Source organism: Sphingomonas sp. M6A6_1c (assembly GCF_053345135.1).
In genome coordinates this window covers 624426-645478 of sequence record NZ_JBKEZO010000001.1, presented here as the reverse complement: position 1 = coordinate 645478, position 21053 = coordinate 624426, and the positions used below count along the sequence as shown (strand labels likewise).

Annotated in this window: 22 protein-coding genes; 11 read left to right on the top strand and 11 right to left on the bottom strand. The window is 69.5% G+C overall.

What is annotated here, in order from left to right:
• Positions 1–102 precede the first annotated feature (102 nt).
• The gene (locus tag ACLBWH_RS02920; protein ID WP_447796621.1) at positions 103–1062 is read left to right on the top strand and encodes a threonine ammonia-lyase; all 960 of its coding nucleotides are present in this window, start codon (positions 103–105) and stop codon (positions 1060–1062) included.
• A 67-nt stretch (positions 1063–1129) separates the two neighbouring features.
• The gene (locus ACLBWH_RS02915) at positions 1130–1309 is read left to right on the top strand and encodes a hypothetical protein (protein ID WP_322849425.1); all 180 of its coding nucleotides are present in this window, start codon (positions 1130–1132) and stop codon (positions 1307–1309) included.
• 654 nt (positions 1310–1963) lie between these two features.
• Here ACLBWH_RS02915 and ACLBWH_RS02910 read toward each other — a convergent pair.
• On the bottom strand, positions 1964–2620 hold the full coding sequence (locus ACLBWH_RS02910; protein WP_038659670.1) for an alpha/beta hydrolase: 657 nt from the start codon (positions 2618–2620) through the stop codon (positions 1964–1966).
• 134 nt (positions 2621–2754) lie between these two features.
• On the opposite strand from ACLBWH_RS02910, the gene ACLBWH_RS02905 reads away from it, so the two are divergent.
• The 5 genes from ACLBWH_RS02905 to ACLBWH_RS02885 all read left to right on the top strand — a co-directional run bounded on the left by ACLBWH_RS02905 (position 2755) and on the right by ACLBWH_RS02885 (position 6033).
• Complete coding sequence (locus tag ACLBWH_RS02905) at positions 2755–3771, top strand: cysteine desulfurase family protein (protein WP_447796618.1); 1017 nt, start codon at positions 2755–2757, stop codon at positions 3769–3771.
• Positions 3768–4856, top strand: a complete 1089-nt coding sequence (locus ACLBWH_RS02900) for a cysteine desulfurase family protein (protein WP_447796708.1) — start codon at positions 3768–3770, stop codon at positions 4854–4856. Before ACLBWH_RS02905 ends, ACLBWH_RS02900 begins: the two co-directional genes overlap by 4 nt.
• Complete coding sequence (locus ACLBWH_RS02895) at positions 4853–5158, top strand: 2Fe-2S iron-sulfur cluster-binding protein (protein ID WP_447796617.1); 306 nt, start codon at positions 4853–4855, stop codon at positions 5156–5158. The genes ACLBWH_RS02900 and ACLBWH_RS02895 overlap by 4 nt, the downstream gene beginning before the upstream one ends.
• A gap of 114 nt (positions 5159–5272) precedes the next feature.
• Positions 5273–5596: a hypothetical protein gene (locus ACLBWH_RS02890; protein WP_447796615.1), complete on the top strand. Its 324-nt coding sequence runs from the start codon at positions 5273–5275 to the stop codon at positions 5594–5596.
• Positions 5597–5694: 98 nt separating this feature from the next.
• Positions 5695–6033, top strand: a complete 339-nt coding sequence (locus ACLBWH_RS02885; RefSeq protein WP_447796613.1) for a hypothetical protein — start codon at positions 5695–5697, stop codon at positions 6031–6033.
• Between the two features lie 19 nt (positions 6034–6052).
• Here ACLBWH_RS02885 and ACLBWH_RS02880 read toward each other — a convergent pair whose 3' ends face one another.
• On the bottom strand, positions 6053–6592 hold the full coding sequence (locus ACLBWH_RS02880; RefSeq protein ID WP_322849419.1) for a glycine zipper 2TM domain-containing protein: 540 nt from the start codon (positions 6590–6592) through the stop codon (positions 6053–6055).
• A 127-nt stretch (positions 6593–6719) separates the two neighbouring features.
• Positions 6720–9008 (bottom strand): ATP-dependent helicase, encoded by a 2289-nt coding sequence (locus tag ACLBWH_RS02875; RefSeq protein ID WP_447796611.1) that lies wholly within the window; start codon positions 9006–9008, stop codon positions 6720–6722.
• A gap of 215 nt (positions 9009–9223) precedes the next feature.
• Between ACLBWH_RS02875 and ACLBWH_RS02870 the strand changes: the two genes are divergently transcribed.
• Positions 9224–9568, top strand: coding sequence for a UrcA family protein (locus ACLBWH_RS02870; RefSeq protein ID WP_447796609.1), 345 nt, complete (start codon positions 9224–9226; stop codon positions 9566–9568).
• Between the two features lie 248 nt (positions 9569–9816).
• Positions 9817–11097 (top strand): MFS transporter, encoded by a 1281-nt coding sequence (locus ACLBWH_RS02865; protein ID WP_447796607.1) that lies wholly within the window; start codon positions 9817–9819, stop codon positions 11095–11097.
• Between the two features lie 5 nt (positions 11098–11102).
• On the opposite strand, the gene rsmD is transcribed toward ACLBWH_RS02865, so the two are convergent.
• Both rsmD and ACLBWH_RS02855 read right to left on the bottom strand, forming a co-directional pair.
• Entirely contained in the window at positions 11103–11639 is a 537-nt protein-coding gene (gene rsmD, locus ACLBWH_RS02860; protein WP_447796606.1) for a 16S rRNA (guanine(966)-N(2))-methyltransferase RsmD, read from the bottom strand.
• Positions 11636–13165, bottom strand: coding sequence for a pseudouridine synthase (locus ACLBWH_RS02855; RefSeq protein ID WP_447796604.1), 1530 nt, complete (start codon positions 13163–13165; stop codon positions 11636–11638). Before ACLBWH_RS02855 ends, rsmD begins: the two co-directional genes overlap by 4 nt.
• Before the next feature lie 116 nt (positions 13166–13281).
• On the opposite strand from ACLBWH_RS02855, the gene ACLBWH_RS02850 reads away from it, so the two are divergent.
• Both ACLBWH_RS02850 and ACLBWH_RS02845 read left to right on the top strand, forming a co-directional pair.
• Positions 13282–13716: a response regulator gene (locus tag ACLBWH_RS02850; RefSeq protein WP_322849413.1), complete on the top strand. Its 435-nt coding sequence runs from the start codon at positions 13282–13284 to the stop codon at positions 13714–13716.
• 347 nt (positions 13717–14063) lie between these two features.
• Positions 14064–15398 (top strand): AmpG family muropeptide MFS transporter, encoded by a 1335-nt coding sequence (locus ACLBWH_RS02845; RefSeq protein ID WP_447796706.1) that lies wholly within the window; start codon positions 14064–14066, stop codon positions 15396–15398.
• Here the strand turns inward: ACLBWH_RS02845 and ACLBWH_RS02840 are convergent.
• The 6 genes from ACLBWH_RS02840 to ACLBWH_RS02815 form a co-directional block, all read right to left on the bottom strand.
• Positions 15395–15823 (bottom strand): DUF6628 family protein, encoded by a 429-nt coding sequence (locus tag ACLBWH_RS02840; protein WP_322849412.1) that lies wholly within the window; start codon positions 15821–15823, stop codon positions 15395–15397. The genes ACLBWH_RS02845 and ACLBWH_RS02840 overlap by 4 nt on opposite strands.
• A 69-nt stretch (positions 15824–15892) precedes the next feature.
• Positions 15893–17218 (bottom strand): bifunctional folylpolyglutamate synthase/dihydrofolate synthase, encoded by a 1326-nt coding sequence (locus tag ACLBWH_RS02835; RefSeq protein ID WP_447796603.1) that lies wholly within the window; start codon positions 17216–17218, stop codon positions 15893–15895.
• Positions 17219–17359: 141 nt separating this feature from the next.
• Complete coding sequence (accD, locus tag ACLBWH_RS02830) at positions 17360–18214, bottom strand: acetyl-CoA carboxylase, carboxyltransferase subunit beta (protein WP_447796601.1); 855 nt, start codon at positions 18212–18214, stop codon at positions 17360–17362.
• The gene (trpA, locus tag ACLBWH_RS02825; RefSeq protein ID WP_447796599.1) at positions 18211–19014 is read right to left on the bottom strand and encodes a tryptophan synthase subunit alpha; all 804 of its coding nucleotides are present in this window, start codon (positions 19012–19014) and stop codon (positions 18211–18213) included. Before trpA ends, accD begins: the two co-directional genes overlap by 4 nt.
• On the bottom strand, positions 19011–20243 hold the full coding sequence (gene trpB, locus ACLBWH_RS02820) for a tryptophan synthase subunit beta (protein WP_322849408.1): 1233 nt from the start codon (positions 20241–20243) through the stop codon (positions 19011–19013). The genes trpA and trpB overlap by 4 nt, the downstream gene beginning before the upstream one ends.
• On the bottom strand, positions 20240–20875 hold the full coding sequence (locus ACLBWH_RS02815; RefSeq protein ID WP_322849407.1) for a phosphoribosylanthranilate isomerase: 636 nt from the start codon (positions 20873–20875) through the stop codon (positions 20240–20242). Before ACLBWH_RS02815 ends, trpB begins: the two co-directional genes overlap by 4 nt.
• Positions 20876–21053 lie beyond the last annotated feature (178 nt).

The window sequence follows — 21053 nt, the reverse complement described above, 5'->3', positions numbered from 1 at the left end:
CAAAAGCTGCCTTGCGGTTGGAAGTCCCATGGGGCAGCGGAGGCGCGATCTATGGTCGTCCGACCCCCATGTAAAGTGGGTTAGCGCAGGAAAGGACGAAAAGTGACGTTTTTGCGACAACCGACACGCGCCGGGGTGCGCGATGCGGCCGAGAAAATCGCGCGGATCCTGCCGCCGACGCCGCTTTACCTGCATGAAATCAACGGTGTAGCGGTGGCGTTCAAGGCCGAGTCGCTCCAGCCGATCGGTGCGTTCAAGATTCGCGGCGCCTGGCATCGACTCACCGCATTGGACGAGGATGCGCGGCAGCGCGGCGTGGTCGCCTTCTCGTCGGGGAATCACGCGCAGGGGATCGCCTGGGCGGCGCGGCGGCTGGGGATCGCGGCGACGATCGTGATGCCCGCGGATGCGCCCCGCGCCAAGCTGGCGGCGACGCTGGCGCTCGGCGCCGAGGTGGTGCGCTACGATCGTGCGACCGAGAGCCGCGAGGGTATCGCCGCCCGGCTCGCCGAGGCACGCGGCGCGACCCTGGTGCCGAGCTTCGACGATCCGTGGATCATCGAGGGGCAGGGCAGCGCCGGGATCGAGGCGGCGGCGCAGATGGCGGCCTCGGGGCTCGGCGTGCCGACCCGCGTCGTCGTGCCCTGCGGCGGCGGCGGGCTGGCGGCGGGGCTCGCGCTGGCGCTCAAGGACAGCGCGGTGACGGTCGTGGAGCCCGAGGGGTGGGACGACATGCGCCGGTCGCTGGACGCGTCGTGGATCGAGCCGGTCGGCGACAACCCGCCGCCGACCGCGTGCGACGCGTTGCAGACGCAGCGGGTGTCGCCGCTGACCTTCGACGTGCTGTCGCGGCGCGATGCGACCGGCGTCGCGGTGAGCGAGGCGGAGACCGCGGCGGCGCAACGCTGGGCGGCGGCGCAGTTGCGGCTGGTGATCGAGCCGGGCGGCGCGGTGGCGCTCGCGGCGGTGCTCGCGGGCAAGGTGACGGCGGAGCCGGGGCTGCTGGTGATCCTGTCGGGCGGCAACGTCGATATCGACGCTTATGCGCGGGCGATCGGATAGCGCGATATCCGGTCGCGCGCGTTCGTGTCGTCTCGACATCGCAGGCCGTGAGAGGCAATTTGGCGAGATGCAAGCGCTTCTCGGATCGATCGCCAACGCCGCCCCGGCCCTCGCCATGCTCGGCTGCTTCGCCTGCCTGATCGGCGGCGGCGCGCTACTCGCCCGCGGCGGGGATCGCCGCAAGGCGATACTGTTGCTGGTGATGGCGGCGGTATTGCTGGGCAATGTGGTGATCTGGCAGCTGTGATTTCGAAGTCGATGGTAGCTACGATCAACCGTTGATGGGGCGGTCAATATGAAAATCTTCGATTATCAACGGCGCATGTGCCGTGTCACTCGCCTTCTGTAATCTTCAATTTGCTTCTGTAACGTAGAAGACTAACGATCCATCGCCTTCATGGCGTGCTATGAGGCAAAGGAAATGTCCGCCGAAGCACTCGAATATTTCCGGGGTAGATGGCCTGATCCCGAGGTTCCCGCGGGTGAGGCCGAATATTATCTGTATGAGATTAGCCGTGAGCGGGACGCGGTAATCAGGACAGTCGATCTGTATTCCGATGGCAGAGTCACTCGGAATAGTATCGACATCGAGCAACGGAATGGGGATCATTGCCCATCCTTATGGGATTGCTCCCTCGCCGATGGCTTTACGGATGCGGACCTAATAGAGATAAGCCAGAACGAATTTGAAGAGTATTGGAGGCGCGGCATCGATGAGCCTTTTTGGTTTGCTCGTTGACCGCTAAAGCTGCGTCAGGTCTTTGAAACACGCGAAGAGGTGCGGGGCGAGCGATATCACGCCGGCATTCGTGATTCCGAGAGGCTGCTGACGGGCGACTGATCGCGATCGGCCGCCGCAAGCGTGACCCGGGGGCGCGATATCGCGCCCCAAGCGTCGCCCTCACCGGATCGGCGAATTCGGGTCGAGCCGCATGTCGAGGTATTTGTCGACCGAACGCATCAGTTCCGGCGTCTCGTTCTCGAAGAAGTGGTTCGCCTTCGGGATCGTGTCGTGATGGATGGTGATGTGCTTCTGCGTGCGCAGCTTGTCGACGAGCTTCTGCGTCGCGCCGGGGGTGGCGACCTCGTCGGCCTCGCCCTGGATGATGATGCCCGAGGACGGGCAGGGCGCGAGAAACGAGAAGTCGAACATGTTCGCCGGCGGCGCGATCGAGATGAAGCCGCGGATCTCCGGACGGCGCATCAGCAACTGCATGCCGATCCACGCGCCGAAGCTGACCCCGGCGATCCAGGTGGTCGACGCCTCCGGATGGAAGCTCTGCACCCAGTCGAGCGCGCTCGCCGCGTCGGACAGTTCGCCGATGCCGTTGTCGAACGTCCCCTGGCTCTTGCCGACACCGCGGAAGTTGAAGCGCAGCGTCGCGAAACCGCGGCGCTGGAAGGTCTTGTAGAGTTCCTGGACGATGCGGCTGTTCATCGTGCCGCCGGCGGCGGGGTGCGGATGGAGGATCATCGCCACCGGTGCGCGCGGGCGGGGAGCGGGAGCGAAACGGCCTTCGAGACGGCCTTCGGGGCCGGGAAAAATGACTTCGGGCATGGGTCTCGCCACGTAAGAAGGGGCGCGCTGTGGAGCGCAGAACGTTGCGCGCTATATAGGCGTCGGGCTCCGACACGCAATTGGAACGAATCCTGTCCCATCGTCTCTATCTGGATCATGCCGCCACGACGCCGATGACCGCCGCCGCACGCGCGGCCGTCGTCGACGGACTCGCGCGATGGGCGAACCCGTCGTCGCCCCACGCCGAGGGGCGCGCCGCGCGCGCGGCGCTTGAGGCGGCGCGGCGGGGGATCGCCGCCGCTTATGGCTGGCGCGGCGAGACGCTGTTCACCAGCGGCGCGAGCGAATCGCTTTCGATCGCCTTGGGGCGGACGACGCTGCCGCGGCGGATCGTCACCGCGGTGGAACATGATGCGGTGCTGCGCGCCGGCGGCGATGCCGCGGTGGCGCCGGTCGGCACCGACGGGATCGTCGATCCGGTGGCGCTCGCGGCGCTGCTCGCGGCGGGGCCGGCGCTGGTCTGCGTGCAATGGGCGAACAGCGAGACGGGGGTGCGGCAGCCGCTGGCGCAGATCGCCGCGCTGGTGCGCGACGCGGGCGGGCGGTTGCTAGTGGATGCCGCGCAGATGCCGGCATCGGCGGAGCTGGCCGAGGTGGCGGACATGGTGGCGCTGTCGGCGCACAAGCGCGGTGGGCCGCCGGGGATCGGCGCGCTGCTGGTGCGCGATCTGGCGCTGCTGCACCCGAGCGGCGGGCAGGAGCGCGGCTATCGGCCGGGAACGGAGAACCTGCCCGGCGCGCTCGGCTATGCCGCGGCGCTCGGCGAGGCGGAGCCGGACCATCGCGCATTGCGGGCGCGGCTCGACGATGCGATCCTGCGATCGGGGGGCGAGATCGTCGCCGCCGACAGCCCGCGGCATGCGGCGATCGGTTCGTATCGGTTGCGCGGCGTCGCGGCGGCGGCGCAGCTCATCCTGCTCGACAGCGCCGGCTTCGCCGTCTCGGCGGGCAGCGCCTGTTCGAGCGGCAGCATGAAGCCCAGCCACGTACTCGGCGCGATGGGCTGGGACGAGGCCGCCGGGCGCGAGGTGATCCGGGTGAGCTTCGGCCGCACCACAAGCGAGGCGGACGTCGATGCCTTCGTCGCGGCATGGCGGCAGATGGCGCGGACGACGCGGCGCGCGGCATGATCTACCTCGATTATCAGGCGACGACGCCGCTCGCGCCCGAAGCCTTGGCGGCGATGCTGCCGTGGCTCGAATCGCAGCATGCCAATCCGCATTCGCCGCACCGGCCCGGCCGCGCCGCCAGGGCGACGGTGGAGGTGGCGCGCGATGCGATCGCGGCACTCGCGCCGGCGGGGGGCAGTGTCAGCTTCACCAGCGGCGCGACCGAGGCGCTCAACTGGGCGATCAAGGGGACGACCGGGGCGATCGTGACGCTGGCGACCGAACATGCCGCGGTTCTCGACACCGTCGCGGCGGAGGCGGCGCGGGGGCGGCGGGTGACGGTGTTACCGGTCGGTGCCGACGGGCTGGTCGATCTCGACCGGGCGGCGGCGGCGATCCGGCCGGGGGTGGGGCTGGTCGCGGCGATGCTGGTCAACAACGAGATCGGCGTGATCCAGCCGATCGATACGCTGGCCGGACTGGCGCACGACGCGGGCGCGCTGATGCTGTGCGACGCGGTACAGGGCTATGGGCGCATCCCGGTGCCGGCGGCGTGCGATCTGATCGCGGTGTCGGCGCACAAGCTGCACGGGCCGAAGGGGATCGGCGCGCTGTGGATTCGCGACGGCGTGACGCTGGCGCCGCTGATCCATGGCGGCGGGCAGGAGGCGGCGGGGCGCTCGGGGACCTTGTCGCCGGCGCTGTGCGCGGGGTTCGGCGCGGCGGCGCGGCTGATGACGGAGCGGGCCGCGGCCGATGCGGCGCATGTCGACCGGTTGCGGACGATCGCGACCGCGGCGCTGGCAGGGTGGGACGTCAACGGCTCGGTGACGCGGCGCTATCATGGCAATCTCAACGTGCGACGCGACGGGCTCGACGTGGCGCGGCTGATGAGCGAATGCCGCGACCTCGCCTTCTCGGCGGGATCGGCGTGCGCGAGCGGCTCTGGACGGTCGAGCCATGTGTTGCGCGGGCTCGGCCTCACCGAGGCGCAGGCGCGGTCGAGCATCCGGCTCGGCTTCGGGCGCTATACCGGCGAGGACGAACTGCGCGACGGACTCGCATCTATCGTCGCGGCGGCGACTCGGCAGGGGGTGATGGCATGATTCGCGTGGTGTTCGTCGATCCCGATGGCCGCGCGCGGCAGGCGGAGGGCGCCGAGGGCGCGCGGCTGCTCGATCTCGCGCAGGCGGATGGCCACCCGCTCGAAGGGACGTGCAACGGCGACATGGCCTGCGCGACCTGCCACGTCGTCATCGCCGCGGAGGATTTCGCCCGCATCCCCGCCGCGCGTGCGGAGGAGGAGGATCTGCTCGATCTCGTCCCCGCCGCATCGCGGACGAGTCGGCTCGCCTGTCAGGTACGGCTGACCGCGGCGCTCGACGGGCTGACGGTGCGGCTGCCCTGACGGGTGGCGGGGCAGCATTCCTGACATTCTGACAACCGCGGGTTCAGATCGCATGCATGACGCGTCCGTCATGGTCCTCCTATGCCCGATGTCGGGCGTGTGAGGAGTAACCCTATGAAGCTCATTGCTTTGTTCAGCGCCGCAGCGCTCGCTGCCGGGACGTTGATGACCGCCGCGCCCGCCGAGGCGCAGCGATACGGCTACGATCGCGGCTATGACCGCGGCTACGATCACCGCGGCTACGACCGGCGCGACGATCGCGGATGGCGCGGTGGTCCGCGCTACCACGGGCGCGGTTTCGATCGTGACCGGGGTTATGGCTATGGCGGGGGCTATGGCGGCGGTTACGGACGGGGCTATGGTCGCGGCCGGGTCGTCTGCCGGGTGCATCGCGGCTATTACGGGCCGGAGCGGCGCTGTTTCACCGTCTATCGCTGATCGAACGGCGGCCGGCGGCGCGATCCGCCGGCCGTGAAACATCGTTAACGCCAAAGCGTTCTTGCTGCGACGCAACACGAACGTTTATGGTGCCGCCGATGACCCAGACCGAAGCCGTGACTGCCGCACCGTCGGGGCCGGTGCCGACGATGTTCGAAGCGATCGTGCGCCTGCTGACCGTGACCGCCACCTACAACAAGGGGACGGTGACGATCGCCCCGCATATCCTCTACACCCGCCACGGCGAAATCTACGTCGATGCGGTGACGGTGGAGCGCGACGGCAAGCCGCCGCGCGAGGAGAAGGTCGGCACGTTCAAGATGGACGGGCTCGGCGAACCGACGCTGACCAACAAGGCGTTCACGCCGAGCAGCCTGTTCGAACCCCAGGCCGAGAAATACGAGGGCGTGACGCTGATGGCGGTCGAGCGGGCCTGACCGCCCGACCGCCGATCGATCAGCGGCAGCGCACCTGCGCCTGGTTCTGGTCGATCGCCTTGCCGGCGAGCGCGCCGACCGCGCCGCCCAGCAAGGTGCCGACGATACGGCTGTGGCCGCCGTCGATGACGTTGCCGAGGATGCCGCCCGCCGCGCCGCCGGCGATCAGGCCGGTCGTGCCGTCGCTGCGCTTGCAATAATAGCGGCCGTCGGTGCCGGCATAGACGCGATCGTTGGGGTTCAGCACCCGCTCCTGCGTCCCGGGGCGGTAGTAACGCGCGGGATCGTAGCCGTTTTCGTAGCGGTCGTCGTCGCGATCGTCGTAGCGCTGGTCGTCATAGCCGCCGGGCACGGGTGCCTGACGATAGCCGCCCGGGCCGGGCGTGCCGCGCAGCGCGCGATAGCGATCGAATTCGGCACGATAGCGCGCCATTTCGGCGTCGAACCGCTGTTGCGCGGCGGCGAAGCGCGCATCGTCGGCGGCGGACTGGGCGAGCGCCGGCGCGGTCGCGGCGAGCGTCGCGCAGACCGCGGCGGAGAGCAAAAGGGACCTGAACATCGGAATGATCCTCTACCAGACCCGTTGAGTCGGGTCCGCAACGGTCATACGCCGATCCGACCTTGGCGGTTCCTGAACGAACCCGCCGCGCCGCCGCTCAGCCGGCCGCCGCTCAGCCGGCCGCCGCTCAGCCGATCGTGACGAAGCTGTCCATCACGCGTTTGCGCCCCGCCGCCTCGAAGTCGATCTCCAGCTTGTTGCCCTCGATCTCGGCGATCGCGCCATAACCGAATTTCTGATGGAAGACGCGCAGGCCGACGGACAGGTCGCTGCGCCCTTTGTTGCCGATGCTGACCGCGCTCGACCGGCTTTCGACGACGCGCGTCGGCGCGGTCGAGAAACCCGAGGCGGCACCCGCTGCGCGTTGCCAGCCGGGACCGCGGCCGGTGCCGCGGCCGACGTCGGCGAAGGGGTCGGCGCGCTCGCTCCAGTTCGCGCGCCACAGGCTTTCGCCACCCGACATCGTCGTCTCGGCGTCCGTATGTTCGGGGGGCAGTTCGCCGACGAAGCGGCTCGGGATGCTCGACGTCCACTGGCCGTAGATACGGCGGTTGGCGGCGTGGAGGATCGTCGCGCGCCGCCGCGCGCGGGTGATCGCGACATAAGCGAGTCGGCGTTCCTCCTCGAGGCTCTTGGTGCCGCCTTCGTCGAGCGAGCGTTGCGACGGGAACAGTCCTTCCTCCCAGCCGACGAGGAAGACGGTGTCGTATTCTAGCCCCTTGGCGGCGTGGATCGTCATGATCGTCACCTGCGGGTCCTGGACGCCGCCCTCGCGGTCCATGACGAGGCTGACGTGTTCGAGGAACGCGCCGAGCGATTCATATTCCTCCATCGCGCGGACGAGTTCGGAGAGGTTCTCGAGCCGGCCGGCGGCGTCGACCGATTTCTCGGCCTGCCACATCGCGGTATAGCCGCTCTCGTCGAGCAACTGGCGGGCGAGTTCGGCATGCGGCAGGTCGCGCGCCATGTCGCGCCAGCGTGCGATGTCGCCGACGAGGTTGCCGAGCGCGCGCCGCGCCTGCGGGGTGAGTTCGTCGGTGTCGAGGATGCGCGCCGCGGCGATGGTCAGCGGCACGCCCTCGATCCGCGCGAGCTGGTGGATCTTGGCGAGCGCCTTGTCGCCGAGGCCGCGCTTGGGGACGTTGACGATGCGTTCGAAGGCGAGATCGTCGGACGGCTGGTTGACGATACGCAGATAGGCGAGCGCGTCGCGGATCTCGGCGCGTTCGTAGAAGCGGAAGCCGCCGATGATGCGATAGGGCATGCCGATCGCGATGAACCGGTCCTCGAACTCGCGCGTCTGGTGCTGCGCGCGGACGAGGATGGCGACATCGTCGAGGCTCTTGCCGCTGCGCTGCGCCGCCTCGATCTCCTCGCCGACGCGGCGCGCTTCCTCTGGGCCGTCCCAGACGCCGAGGACGCGCACCTTCTCGCCCGCGTCGAGTTCGGTCCACAGCGTCTTGCCGAGCCGGCCGCCGTTGTTGGCGATGACGCCCGAGGCGGCGCCGAGGATATGCGGCGTCGATCGGTAATTCTGTTCGAGCCGGATCACCTTCGCGCCCGGAAAGTCCTTCTCGAACTTGAGGATGTTCTCGACCTGCGCACCGCGCCACGAATAGATCGACTGGTCGTCGTCGCCGACGCAGGCGATATTCTTGCGCGCCTGCGCCAGCAGACGCAGCCAGAGATATTGGACGACGTTGGTGTCCTGATATTCGTCGACCATGATGTACTTGAACCGCTCCTGGTACATTTTCAGCACCTCGGGATAGGTTTTCAGCACGGTCAGCATGTGCAGCAGCAGGTCGCCGAAATCGCAGGCGTTGAGGGCCTTCAGCCGCTCCTGATATTGCGCGTAGAGTTCGCCGCCGCGGCCGTTGGCATAGCGTTCGCTCTCACCGGCATCGATGTCGGCGGGGACCAGCCCCTTGTTCTTCCAGTCGTCGATCAAGCCGGCGAGGCTGCGCGCGGGGAAACGCTTCTCGTCGAGATCGGCGGCGACGATCAACTGCTTGAGCAGGCGGAGCTGGTCGTCGGTGTCGAGGATGCTGAAATTGCTCTGCAATCCGACCAGCTCGGCGTGGCGGCGTAGCATCTTGGCGCCGATCGCGTGGAAGGTGCCGAGCCACGGCATCCCCTCGACCGCATCGCCGACAAGCCGCCCGACGCGTTCGCGCATCTCGCGCGCCGCCTTGTTGGTGAAGGTGACGCTGAGGATCTCCGACGGCCACGCCTTGCGCGTCCACAGCAGATGCGCGAGCCGCGCGGTCAGCGCGGCGGTCTTGCCGGTGCCGGCGCCGGCGAGCATCAGCACCGGGCCTTCGGTGGTCAGCACCGCATCGCGCTGCGGGGGGTTGAGCCCCTTCAAATAGGGCGGGTCCTGCAAGGCGTTGGCGGGGGCGCTGAGATCGTTCACCGGCGAACAGGTAGGGAACGGCGCGCGAGCCGGCAAGTCCGATCGGGCACCTGCCCCCGTCACGCAGGTGACACGCACCTGTAACGCATGCGTAAGGACCGGCTGCTAGGGCGATCAAGCCGGCGGACCGTTCGGCTTCGTCCAGCCCGCGCCCGAGAGAGGCGCGCGGACCGAGCCGGACCGCCACGGCAAGTCCGAGTAGCAGGAGTGTCATCATGAAGACGTCGCATCACGCCGCCATCGCGGCGGCCGCTTTGTCGTGCCTGTTCGCCGCCGTTCCGGGCAATGCCGCCCCCGCCGCGGAGCGCGAGCCGGTGCAGGTCAAGGTATCGGCCAAGGGACTCGACCTGCACAGCGAGGCGGGCCGCCGCACCTTCGAGGCGCGCATCGTCCGTGCGGCGCATGCTGCGTGCATCCCGACCGGCGCGACGCTGGAGATGCGACTCGATGCGCAGCGCTGCTTCCGCGAAATGCGCGACGACGGCACCCGCAAGCTCGCCGCGCTGACCGGCGACGACGTGCGATTCGCCGCCCTGCGCAACGCGGATCGTCCGGAATAAAGATTCGAATGAGGCGGCGCGTCGATCGGCGGGTCGCCTCGACGAGCGGCCAAGTCCTTGAAAAATCGGGGCAGCCGCAAAGCGACCGCCCCGTAGTTCAGGGAGGGTCGGCCGACAGGGGAGGCGACCGACACGTCGCTACCCACAGGGGGAGAGGAGCAGCGACGATCCCTGTCTAGCCCTGGATTGTTGCGAACGGATTTCACAACTGTTGCCCGCGACGTTTTTTTCGCGATTAGAGTGGCGGCATGACTTCGTTGTCCGCCACGCCGCCCGCGCCCGCCTCCGCCCGTCGCATCCTGACCGCCAGCCTGGTCGGCACCGCGGTCGAATTCTACGATTTCTACATCTACGCGACCGCCGCGGCGTTGGTGTTCGGCGAATTGTTCTTCCCCGCGGAAAGCAAGACTGCGCAGCAGATGCTGAGCTTCGCCAGCTTCGGCCTCGCCTTCATCGCGCGGCCGGTGGGTGCGATCGTCTTCGGCCATTTCGGCGATCGCGTCGGGCGCAAGTCGACGCTCGTTGCCAGCCTGATGCTGATGGGCGGGTCGACCGTCGCGATCGCCTTCCTGCCGACCTACGATCAGGTCGGCTGGATCGCGCCGTTGTTGCTATGCCTGTTGCGGCTGGGGCAGGGGTTCGGGCTCGGCGGCGAATGGGGCGGGGCGGCGCTGCTCGCGGTCGAGAATGCGCCGCCGCACCGGCGCAACACCTGGGGCATGTTTCCGCCGCTCGGTGCGCCCGTCGGCTTCCTGATGGCGAACGGACTGTTCCTGATCCTCGGCCTGGCGCTCGACGAGGCGCAGTTCCGGGCGTGGGGGTGGCGGCTGCCGTTCCTGGTCAGCGCGGTGCTGGTCGTACTCGGCCTGTGGGTGCGACTGAAGCTCACCGAAACGCCCGCCTTCGTCGAGGCGGAGCAGGCCGAAGCGCTGCCCAAGGTGCCGATCGCCACGCTGATGCTCGAACATGGCCGCGCGGTGCTCGCTGGGACGGGCGGGGTGATCGCCTGTTTCGCGCTCTTCTATCTCGCGACCGCCTTCACGCTTGGCTACGGGACCAAGACGCTGGGGTATGGGCGCGAGGCGATGCTGGCGGTCGAACTGGTCGCGATCCTGTTCCTCGCCGCCGGGGTGATCGTCGCCAGCGTCACCGCCGATCGCACGGGCGCGCGGCGGATGCTGGTGATCGGCTTCATCGGCTGCATGGTCGCGGGGCTCGCGATGGGACCGATGCTCGGCGCGGGCTCGCTGTTCGTCGTTTTCCTCTGGCTCGCCTTCGCCTTGTTCGTGATGGGCTTCGCTTATGGGCCGCTCGGCGGATGGCTGCCGAGCCTGTTCCCGGCGGGCGTGCGCTATACCGGCGTGTCGATGACCTTCAACCTCGGCGGCATCCTCGGCGGCGCGGTCGCGCCGATCGCGGCGGAGGCGCTGGCGCATCGCGGCCTGGGGTGGATCGGCCTGTATCTGGTCGGCGCGGGGCTGCTGAGCCTCGGCGGGCTGGCGTTGCTGCGCGGGCGCAGCGCGGCGTAACCCCGTTACGCCTGCCGCAACAGCGTCAGCCGTGCCTTGCCGTGGACGCGGCTCGCATCGACGGTGAAGCCGGGCGGGGCGATCTCATCCGCCTTGGCGGTCTCGATACTGATCCACGTCGCCGGCGACACCCAGCCGAGCCGCGCGAGCTTGTCGAGCGCGACGAGGCCGGCGCCGGTGCCATAAGGCGGGTCCATCATGATGAGGTCGAGCGCCGCAGGTGCCGGGCCGAGTCCCATCACCGATCCGGCGCGCACATCGGCGCGGGTGCCGAGCTTGGCGAGATTGCCCTTGAGCGCGTCGAGCGCCGCGCCGTCCTGCTCGACGAACAGGCACGAGGCCGCACCGCGCGACAGCGCCTCGATCCCGAGCGCGCCCGAGCCGGCGAACAGGTCGGCGACGGCCAGCCCCTCGAAACTCCCCAGCCGGCTGGTCAGCATCGAGAACAGCGCCTCGCGCGTCCGGTCGGCGGTGGGGCGGGTGGCGTCGCCCTTGGGCGCGACGAGCGGGCGGCCACGCCATTGGCCGGCGATCACCCTCATCGACGGCCACCCTTCGGCGCGCCACGCGGCGTGCCGCCGGACGGCTTGGGCCGCGGCGAGCCGCGACCGCCGGCGGGACCACCGCTGCGGGGCGAATCGCCGCGTGGCGGGCGGGCACCCGTGCGTGCAGGACGACCGCCGGTGCCGCCCGAGCGTTGCCCGTCATTGGACCGGGCGCGGCCCGCGCTGCGGTCGTCGCCTTTCTCCCACGGCTTGATCGCCGAGCCGCCGGTCGGGACCTTCGCGGGGCGCTCGTCGTCGCGCGGCGGGCGGGTGCTCGAGCGTGGCGGACGTGCGCCGGCGGGCTTGGCGTCCGCGATACGGGCCGCGCGGCGGGCATCGCCGAACCGGCCGCGGCCGGGCTCGTCGCCGCGATCGGCGCGTGGCGCGAAGCGGCGGCCGTCCTGACGGGGGGCGTCGCGCTCGTCGCCACGGTCGGCACGCGGCGCGAAGCGGCGGCCGTCCTGCGGACCGGTGCGGTCGCCGCCACGGTCGGCGCGGGGTGCACCGCGGCGGGCGTCCTGAAGGCCGCCTGCCGACGACGCCGGCGTCGCACCGGGGCGGGCGGGACGCGGCGCGACGCCGGCCGGTGCCGCATCGCTGCGGCGCGGCGCGCGACGGCCTTCGCCGGTAGCGGGCGTTCGCGCCGAGGCCGGGCGTTCCTGCGCCTCGCGCGGTGCCGGCGCCTCGACGGCGCGCGGCCGGGCGCGTGCGGGCCGGTTCGCGGTCGGCGCGGTACGGAAGCCGTCGCGCGGCGCCTCGATCATCGGCTCGTCGGGCGCGCCGCCCTTGAGCGTGCGGCGGAAGGCGACGACTTCGTGCTGCTTGACCTCGCCGACCCCGCCGACCGGCAAATCCCCGAGGATGAACGGGCCGTAGCGGGTGCGGATCAGCCGGCTGACCTGCAATTCGAGATGTTCGAGCACGCGCCGCACCTCGCGGTTCTTGCCCTCGGTGATCGTCACCTCGATCCAGACGTTGGCGCCGGTGCGCCGCTCGATATTGGCGTCGATCGGGCCATAGCGGATGCCGTCGATCTCGACGCCCTCGGCAAGCTCCTCGAGCTGCTGCTGCGTGACGTTGCCATAAGCGCGGGCGCGGTAGCTGCGCTCGACCCCGGTCGAGGGCAGTTCGAGCTGCCGCTTGAAGCCGCCGTCGGTGGTGAGGAGCAGCAATCCTTCGGTATTGAGATCGAGCCGGCCGACCGGCACCAGCCGCGGCAGGTCGTCGGGCAATTTGTCGTAGATCGTCGGCCGTCCCTTGGGATCGTTCTCGGTGACGAGCAGCCCGGTCGGCTTGTGATAGAGGAAAAGGCGCGTCGGTTCGGGCTGCGCGACGGGTTCGCCGTCGACGGTGACGCCAGCGAGCGAGCGCAACACCGTCGCGGGCGTATCGAGCACCTTGCCGTCGAGCGCGACGCGCCCGTCGGCGATCATCCGTTCGATTTCGCGGCGGCTCGCGACGCCGGCGCGGGCGAGCAGTTTCGCGATCCGGTCGCCGGTGCGGGGTTCGGGGGTTTGGGCCATGCTGCGCCCATAACGTGCATTCGTCCCGGCTGCGAAAATATTTGCGTCCGAAGCCGCGTGCGTGCGTTATGTCGCGGAGGCGTAACAATCACCCTGACGCCGGGCGGAGCGTATCGATGCTGTTCGGGAGGAAGAAGCGCCAGATCGTGCGCCTGCTGGTCGTCGAGGACGAACCGCTGATCGCCTTCGACGTCGAGCATCTCCTCACCGATGCGAGCTACGAGATCGTCGCGACTGTGGATCGCGTCGCCGAGGCTTTGCGCGTGCTGCGCTCGGACGCGGAGATCGATCTGGTGCTGGTCGACGTCCACCTCGCCGACGGCTCGGGTCTCGACGTCGCGCGCGCCGCGGGCGAGGGCGGCGTGCCCGTCCTGTTCGTCACCGGCAATTTCCCGGCCGAAGCCATGCCGCTCGCCGCCGGCTGCCTCGCCAAGCCATACCAGCAGCGCGACCTGATCGGCGCGATCGAGGCGATCGAAGCCAAGCGCGCCGGACGCAAGACCAAGCGGCTGCCGTCGGGGTTCCAGTTGTTCGAGGCGCCGGCGGGCTAGGCGAGGGCGACATCCGGGTCTTGGTGACGCGTGCGAACGAAAGAAAGATTTGGTTCGCGCGGAGGCGCGTAGGCGCGGAGGGGTTTCGTTTGGGTCAGCGTGGCTCTCTCTCATCCTTTTTGAAACGGGCCGCGCATGCGGCGAGCGGATCACCTCCGCGCCTCCGCGCCTCCGCGTGAACCATTTCTGCCGCTTGTGCGGATCGCCGCACGCGTGATGGCGATCGAAGGCGCCTGCCCGCAAAGCCGCTAGGCGCACGCGAAATTGCCGTTAGTGTCGCGCCGATGACCGGCAATAACCTGTATTTCCTGATCGTCGTCGCAATCGTGCTGGTGCTGATCGTAGCGATGCGGCGCTCCGCGGCGTTGCGGACGCGGCTCGCGCCGCTGGCGCCTTATGCCGAGCGCGGGCCGATCGCGGTGTTCTTCATGGGCATATCCTCGGGGCTCGCCTTCACGATGATCGGCGCCACGCTGACCACGCGGCTGAAGCAGGACGGGCTCGACAAGAGCACGATCACGGCCTTCACGCTCGGCTTCCTCGTCTACAATCTCAAGCCGTTATGGGCGTGGATGGTCGATGGCGTGCGGCTGCCGCTGATCGGCCGGCTGGGGCAGCGGGTGTCTTGGGTGTTGCTGTCGGGCGTGCTGGTGATCCTCGCGGTCGCCAATCTCGCCTTCGTCGATCCCGCCGCCAGTCTGCAGGCGACGATCGTCGCGACGGTGCTGGTCGGCTTCGCCGGCGCGACCTACGACATCGTCATCGACGCCTATCGCATCGAGACGCTGGAGCCCGAGCAGATGGGCATCGGCTCGGGGATGACGCAATATGGCTGGCGGATCGGTTCGGTGCTCGCCGGCGCGCTGGCGCTGGTGATCGCGGCCCGCTCCAATTGGCATGTCGCCTATCTCGCCTGCGTGCTGTTCGCCTTTCCCGCGATGATCGTCGCGTTGGTCCGCGGCGAGCCGCACCGCCGCCGCGAGCCGATCAAGCGGCACGGCGCGCGCGACATCGCCGCATCGATCGTCAGCCCGTTCCTCGAATTCTTCCGCCGCCACGGCGCTTTCGTCATCCTCGCCTTCATCCTGCTCCACAAGATCGGCGACACCCTGGGGCAGCAGGCGCTGCGGCTGTTGCTCGACGACCTCCACTTCAGCAACGACGAGATCGCGCTGTATGACGTCCTCATCGGCTTCTGGGCGTTCTGGATCGGCATCGCGGTCGGCGGCGTGCTCTACGCGCGCATGGGGCTCAAGCGCTCGGTGATGCTCAGCCTCGTGCTGATGATGGTCTCCAACGCCGCCTTCGCGCTGCTCGCCGGGGCAGGGCACAGCAATCTCGGGCTGGCCGGTGCGATGGCGTTCGAGAATCTGGCCAGCGGCATCGGCGGCGTGACCGTCGTCGCCTATTTCTCGGCACTGTGCGATCTGCGCTTCACCGCCGCGCAATATGCGCTGATCTCGGCGGCGGCGAGCATCGTCGGCCGCGTGCTGACCGCGACGACGACCGGGCGGCTGGTCGACGGTTTCGGCTATGTCGCTTTCTATTGGGGAACGACCGTCGCGGCGCTGCCGGGCGTGCTGCTCTTCTGGTGGATGTGCCGGTCGGGCCTGGTCGACCGGTCGATCGGCAGCGCCGGCGTGGCGGGCGAGGGCGACGTGCGCGACACGCCCGAAGCCTAGACGCAGATCGGGCGGCCGTCGTCGGCGAAGGCGGTCGCGACCGCGGCGACGCTCGCCAGCACCGCATCGACGCGGCGCACGCCGAGCAGGTCGCCGAGCAGCAGCCGTGCGGTGTCGGGCGCGGTCTCGACGCGGGCGAGGATGGTGAGCATCGTCCGCTCCGCCGCGGTCATCCGCGCGCAGCAGCACGGCGCGATCGCGATCGTCCCCGCCGCGGTGCCGGCGAGGTCCGCCATCAGCGCGCGCATCAGCACCAATGGCCGCCGGAAGTCCTGCCCGAAGGCGGTGAACAACGCGTGGCTGGCGCGCGCGTCGTGCAACCCCTGCGCCCCCATCCGGCGCAGCGCGAACAGGGCGATTCGCGCATTGGGGCAGGCGGGGAGCGCATAAGGCAGGGCTGCGATCGTGGTGGTCAGGTCGGACATCGGGGCAACTCCTGTGGTCGTCCCGAACACTCCTCAATCCGCTATTGCAAGTCAATCGCAATCAGCGCGTCAGTTTGGGTACTCGTCGTTAAGGCGGAGCGCTTCACCGGCGAGATAGAGCGAACCGGCGATCAGCACGACCGGCGCGTCGATATTCGCTGTCAGATCGAGCGCTTGCGGCAAATCGTCGGCGACTCCCCCGGCGACGCCGAGCTCGGCGGCCAGCGCCGTGAGCATCGCGGGGGCGTGACAGGCATGGCCGGGGACCGGCACTGCGACGATGCGCGACACCGCGGGCGCGAGCAGGCGCAGCACCCCGCGCGCATCCTTGTTGGCGAGCATGCCGAGCACCAGCACCACCGGCCGCCCGCCCGCGATCGTCCGCAACGCCCGCGCCACCGGCTGCGCCGCGGAGGGGTTGTGCGCGCCGTCGAGCCACAATTCGCCGCCCGCCGGCAATCGATCGTGCAGCGGCCCGCCGCCGAGTCGCTGCATCCGCGCGGGCCATTGCGCCCAATCGGCGGCGGCGCGCATCGCGGCTTCGGGGATCGCGACATCGCCCTGATGGCGCAGCATCGCGATGGCGAGCGCGAGGTTGCGCGACTGGTGCGGCCCGACCAGCCGCGGCCGGTGCGTGACCACCGCGAAGCCGCGGTCGCGATAGCGCATCGTCTGTCGCGCGGTCTCGCTCCACCAGTCTGCGTTGCGCGCGATCACCGGTGCGCCGGCATTCTCGGCCAGCGCGGCGATCCGGGCGCGACAGGGGGCGGGATAGTTCATCGTCACCAGCGGCACGCCGGGCTTGGCGATCCCCGCCTTCTCGCCGGCGATGTCGACGATGCGGGTCCCGAGGAACGCTTCGTGGTCCATGCCGAGCGCGGCGATCCCGGTGACCGCGGGACGGGGAATGACGTTGGTCGCATCGAGCCGGCCGCCGAGCCCGACCTCGACGATCGCAGCGGCGGCGGGGGTCCGTGCAAAGGCGAGGAAGGCGGCGGCGGTGGTGACCTCGAAGAAGCTCGCGCCGATGCCGTCGGCCCCATCGCCGGCAGCGTCGAGCACCTCGGATAGAAGCGCAGCGAGCGCGGCGTCGTCGATCAGTCGCCCGGCGATGCGGATACGCTCGTTGAAGCGGACGAGATGCGGGCTGGAGAAGACGTGGACGTCATGCCCCGCCGCCTCGAGCCCCGCCCGGAGGAAGGCGCAGGTCGAGCCCTTGCCGTTTGTGCCGGCGACATGGAACACCGGCGGCAGCGCCAGATGGGGATCGCCGAGCCGCGCGAGCAGCGTGGTGATGCGGTCGAGGCCGAGGATATCGGCGCCGGGGGACAGCGCCCACAGCCGGTCGAGCTGCTGCTGGACGGCGGGATCGGTGGAGGTGGCGTGGTCTGGCATGTGCTGGGGTCCGGGTGTCCGCTCGCCTATCCCTTCGTCACCCCGGACCTGATCCGGGGCCCGCTATCCAGCCAGCGTAAAGCGGGACCCCGGATCACGTCCGGGGTGACGGCGCGGGTGGGATGGAACGCCCTCCGCCGGTTACGCGGCCTGCGCTACCGACAGATAGCCGATCACCGTCGCCAGCCGCTCGCGCAACTCCTTGCGATGGACGACCATGTCGAGCATCCCGTGGTCGAGCAGATATTCGGCACGCTGGAAGCCCTCGGGCAGCTTCTCGCGGATCGTGCTCTCGATCACCCGCTGGCCGGCGAAGCCGATCAGCGCATTGGGTTCGGAAATCTGCACGTCCCCGAGCATCGCATAGCTCGCGGTGACGCCGCCGGTGGTCGGATCGGTCAGCACGACGACATAGGGCAGGCCGGCGTCGTGCAGCATCTGGATCGCCACGGTGCTGCGCGGCATCTGCATCAGGCTGAGGATGCCCTCCTGCATGCGCGCGCCACCCGCGGCGGTGAAGATCACATAAGGCGCTTTCTCGCGGATCGCTTCCTCGACGCCGCGGACGAACGCCTCGCCGACCGCGAGCCCCATCGATCCGCCCATGAAGGCGAAATCCTGCACGCCCATCACCACGCGATGGCCGAGGATCGTGCCGCGCGCGTTGATCAGCGCATCCTGTTCCTGCGCCGAGGTACGCGCCGCCTTGAGCCGGTCGCTATAGCGCTTCGAATCGCGGAACTTGAGCGGGTCCTCGGGCACCCTGGGCACCGGCAGCTCGGCGCAGCTCCCCTCGTCGAGGATCTGCGCGAAGCGGATCTTGGGACCGATACGTTCGTGATGATCGCATTTCGGGCAGACGTAGAGATTTTCCTCCAGCTCCTTGGTGAAGATCATCTGCCCGCAGCCCTTGCACTTGTGCCACAGGTTCTCGTCGGACGATTCGCGTTTGGCGACGAAGGGCAAGGCGTTGCGGACGTTGGTGATCCAGCTCATCGGACGACCTTTCGCGACGAGGCCACCGCCTCGCTGAGGGATTGAACATAGGCGCGGACCGCATCGGGCGCGGCGGCGCCGTGCGTGCCGACCAGCTCGACGATCGCCGAACCGACGACGACGCCGTCGGCGACCGCGCCGATCGCCGCGGCCTGTTCGGGAGTGCGGACGCCGAATCCGACCGCGACGGGCAGGTCGGTGGTCGCCTTGAGCCGCGCGACCGCCTGGTCGATCGACCCCTGCGCCGCCTGCTGCAGCCCGGTGATGCCGGCGACCGAGACGTAATAGAGGAAACCGCTCGCGCCATCGAGCACGCGCGGCAGGCGCGCGGCATCGGTGGTCGGCGTGGCGAGGCGGATCGGATCGATGCCGCGCGCGCGCAACTCCGGCCCCAGCGCATCGTCCTCCTCGGGCGGGATGTCGACGCAGATCACGCCGTCGACACCCGCCGCCGATGCCGCCTCGGCGAACCAGTCGGGGCCGCGGCGCAGCATCGGATTGGCATAGCCCATCAGCACCAGCGGCACGTCCGCATGCCGTTCCCGGAAGGCGGTGGCGATCGCGAGGATGTCGGCGGTGCGCGTACCGGCGGCAAGGCTGCGCAGGTTCGCCGCCTGGATCGCCGGGCCGTCCGCCATCGGATCGGTGAACGGCATGCCGAGCTCGATCACGTCGGCGCCGCCCGCGACGAGCGCGTCGAGGATCGCACCCGTCGCGTCCGGCGTCGGATCGCCGGCGGTGACGAAGGTCACCAGCGCCGGGCGACCCTTGGCGAAGGCATTGGCGAGCCGCGGGCTCATATCGCCACCCCCAGCGCCTCGGCGACGGTGAAGATGTCCTTGTCGCCGCGACCGCAGAGGTTGGCGAGGATGATCTGGTCGTCACGCATCGTCCGCGCACGCACCGCCACCGCGGCGATCGCATGCGCCGGCTCGAGCGCGGGGATGATCCCCTCGGTACGGCAGAGCAACTGGAAGGCGTCGAGCGCGTCCTTGTCGGTCGCGCTGGTATATTCGACGCGGCCGATGTCGCGCAGCCAGGCGTGTTCGGGGCCGATGCCGGGATAATCCAGGCCGGCAGAGATCGAATGACCCTCGGCGATCTGGCCGTCCTCGTCCTGCAACAGATAGGTCTTGTTGCCGTGGAGCACGCCGGGGAAGCCGCCGGCGAGGCTCGCGGCATGTTCGCTACCCTCCAGCCCATGGCCCGCCGCCTCGACGCCGAGCATGCCCACCTGCGGATCGTCCAGGAACGGATGGAACAGGCCGATGGCGTTCGATCCGCCGCCGATCGCCGCGCAGAGCAGATCGGGCAGGCGGCCGGTCCGCGCGAGCATCTGTTCGCGCGCCTCGCGGCCGATGATGCTCTGGAAGTCGCGGACCATCTCGGGATAGGGGTGTGGGCCGGCGGCGGTGCCGATGATGTAGAACGTGTCGTGGACGTTCGCGACCCAGTCGCGCAGCCCCTCGTTCATCGCGTCGGACAGCGTCGCCGCGCCGCTCGTCACGGGGCGGACCTCGGCGCCGAGCAGCTTCATGCGGAAGACGTTGGGCTGCTGTCGCGCGACGTCCTTGGCGCCCATGTAGATGACGCAGGGCAGGCCGAAGCGCGCGCAGACCGCGGCGGTGGCGACGCCGTGCTGCCCCGCGCCGGTCTCGGCGATGATCCGCGTCTTGCCCATGCGGATCGCGAGTAGGATCTGGCCGATGCAATTGTTGATCTTGTGCGCGCCGGTATGATTCAGCTCGTCGCGCTTGAACCAGATCTGCGCGCCCATGCCGTCACCGGCGCCCTCGCGCACCGCATCGCTCAGCCGTTCGGCGTGATAGAGCGGGCTGGGGCGGCCGACATAATGTTCCATGAGATCGTCGAACTGCGCGGCGAAGGCCGGGTCGGCCTTGGCGGCGCGATATTCGCGGTCGAGGTCGAGGACCAAAGGCATAAGCGTCTCGGCGACAAAGCGGCCGCCGAACTGGCCGAAGTGGCCGCGCTCGTCGGGCTGCGCGCGATAGGTGTTGGGGGCGTTCATGACTGCGTCGCTTTAAGGAAGGCGCCGATCTTGTCCATATCCTTGACCCCCGGCGCGGATTCGACCCCCGAGGAAACGTCGACCAATTCCGCGCCGGTCCGCGCGATCGCCTCGCCGACATTGGCGGGATCGAGCCCGCCCGACAGCGCCCAGGGCAACGGGTGGCGGAAGCCGTCGAGCAGCGACCAGTCGAAGCGCAGCCCCATGCCGCCGGGCAGCTTGGCGTCGTCGGGAGTCTTGGCGTCGTAGAGGATACGGTCGGCGGCCCCGACGAAGCCGCGCGCGGCGTCGAGATCGGCGCGGGTCTTCACCGCCACCGCCGCCCAGCTTTCGAGGCCGCTGCGGGCGCGGATCGCGGCGACACGGGGTGCGGCGGTCTTGTGGAGCTGCACCGCGTCGACCGTGCCGCTGGCGACCGCCTGTTCGATCAGCGCATCGTCGGGATCGACGAACACGCCGACGCGGCGGACATGCGACGGCACGCGCGCGGCGAGCTGCGCCGCCCGAGCGAAATCGAGGTGACGCGGCGACGGCGGGAAGAAGACGAAGCCGACATGGCCGGCGCCATGGCGCAGCGAGGCGTCGAGCGTCTCGGGCGTGGAGAGACCGCAGATCTTGGTGAGGACGGGCATGATTGCGCGTGTCGGCGTTCGGCGGGGTAAGTGCAAGGGTTCGGCGGCAGCTACAGGCCGATCGCATTCACCGGCACTGTCATCCTCACCCTTCGCCGCCTTCGGCGGCTTTTCCCTCTCCCGGCGGGAGAGGGAAGGGGCCCGCCGCCGTAGGCGGTGGGAAGGGTGAGGGTTGATC

Coding starts and splice junctions, on each gene's coding strand:
- ACLBWH_RS02915 (WP_322849425.1), top strand. CDS start 1,130: ATGCAAGCGCTTCTCGGATCGATCGCCAACGCCGCCCCGGCCCTCGCC.
- ACLBWH_RS02910 (WP_038659670.1), bottom strand. CDS start 2,620: ATGCCCGAAGTCATTTTTCCCGGCCCCGAAGGCCGTCTCGAAGGCCGT.
- ACLBWH_RS02905 (WP_447796618.1), top strand. CDS start 2,755: ATGACCGCCGCCGCACGCGCGGCCGTCGTCGACGGACTCGCGCGATGG.
- ACLBWH_RS02900 (WP_447796708.1), top strand. CDS start 3,768: ATGATCTACCTCGATTATCAGGCGACGACGCCGCTCGCGCCCGAAGCC.
- ACLBWH_RS02895 (WP_447796617.1), top strand. CDS start 4,853: ATGATTCGCGTGGTGTTCGTCGATCCCGATGGCCGCGCGCGGCAGGCG.
- ACLBWH_RS02890 (WP_447796615.1), top strand. CDS start 5,273: ATGAAGCTCATTGCTTTGTTCAGCGCCGCAGCGCTCGCTGCCGGGACG.
- ACLBWH_RS02885 (WP_447796613.1), top strand. CDS start 5,695: ATGACCCAGACCGAAGCCGTGACTGCCGCACCGTCGGGGCCGGTGCCG.
- ACLBWH_RS02880 (WP_322849419.1), bottom strand. CDS start 6,592: ATGTTCAGGTCCCTTTTGCTCTCCGCCGCGGTCTGCGCGACGCTCGCC.
- ACLBWH_RS02870 (WP_447796609.1), top strand. CDS start 9,224: ATGAAGACGTCGCATCACGCCGCCATCGCGGCGGCCGCTTTGTCGTGC.
- ACLBWH_RS02865 (WP_447796607.1), top strand. CDS start 9,817: ATGACTTCGTTGTCCGCCACGCCGCCCGCGCCCGCCTCCGCCCGTCGC.
- rsmD (WP_447796606.1), bottom strand. CDS start 11,639: ATGAGGGTGATCGCCGGCCAATGGCGTGGCCGCCCGCTCGTCGCGCCC.
- ACLBWH_RS02855 (WP_447796604.1), bottom strand. CDS start 13,165: ATGGCCCAAACCCCCGAACCCCGCACCGGCGACCGGATCGCGAAACTG.
- ACLBWH_RS02850 (WP_322849413.1), top strand. CDS start 13,282: ATGCTGTTCGGGAGGAAGAAGCGCCAGATCGTGCGCCTGCTGGTCGTC.
- ACLBWH_RS02845 (WP_447796706.1), top strand. CDS start 14,064: ATGCGGCGCTCCGCGGCGTTGCGGACGCGGCTCGCGCCGCTGGCGCCT.
- ACLBWH_RS02840 (WP_322849412.1), bottom strand. CDS start 15,823: ATGTCCGACCTGACCACCACGATCGCAGCCCTGCCTTATGCGCTCCCC.
- ACLBWH_RS02835 (WP_447796603.1), bottom strand. CDS start 17,218: ATGCCAGACCACGCCACCTCCACCGATCCCGCCGTCCAGCAGCAGCTC.
- accD (WP_447796601.1), bottom strand. CDS start 18,214: ATGAGCTGGATCACCAACGTCCGCAACGCCTTGCCCTTCGTCGCCAAA.
- trpA (WP_447796599.1), bottom strand. CDS start 19,014: ATGAGCCCGCGGCTCGCCAATGCCTTCGCCAAGGGTCGCCCGGCGCTG.
- trpB (WP_322849408.1), bottom strand. CDS start 20,243: ATGAACGCCCCCAACACCTATCGCGCGCAGCCCGACGAGCGCGGCCAC.
- ACLBWH_RS02815 (WP_322849407.1), bottom strand. CDS start 20,875: ATGCCCGTCCTCACCAAGATCTGCGGTCTCTCCACGCCCGAGACGCTC.